This window comes from Neobacillus drentensis, assembly GCF_036966985.1.
Taxonomy (GTDB): Bacteria; Bacillota; Bacilli; order Bacillales; family Cytobacillaceae; genus Neobacillus; species Neobacillus drentensis_E.
This window is the reverse complement of sequence record NZ_JBALSN010000304.1, coordinates 1-328: the sequence shown is the minus strand read 5'-3', so window position 1 is coordinate 328 and position 328 is coordinate 1. Positions and strand designations below refer to the sequence as shown.

1 protein-coding gene is annotated in these 328 nt (G+C 41.8%); it reads left to right on the top strand.

The window, feature by feature from the left end:
- On the top strand, window positions 1-328 hold a 328-nt coding region (locus tag V7659_RS19610), incomplete at both ends, for an ATP-binding cassette domain-containing protein (RefSeq protein WP_335541573.1).

The window sequence follows — 328 nt, the reverse complement described above, 5'->3', positions numbered from 1 at the left end:
GGATATCACAGACAACAAGATTAATATCAACAAGGTTAGACAAGAAGTGGGAATGGTTTTCCAGCAATTCAATCTATTCCCTCATAAAACCGTCTTAGAAAACATCACGATGGGACCTATTAAAATTCGCTCTATCGAAAAATCTGCGGCGGATAAATTAGCATATGAGCTGCTTGATAAAGTAGGGTTAAGAGAAAAAGCTAATAGTTATCCGGGCGAACTATCCGGGGGACAAAAACAACGTGTTGCTATCGCAAGGGCACTGGCAATGAATCCTAAGATCATGCTGTTTGACGAGCCGACATCTGCACTTGACCCTGAAATGGTC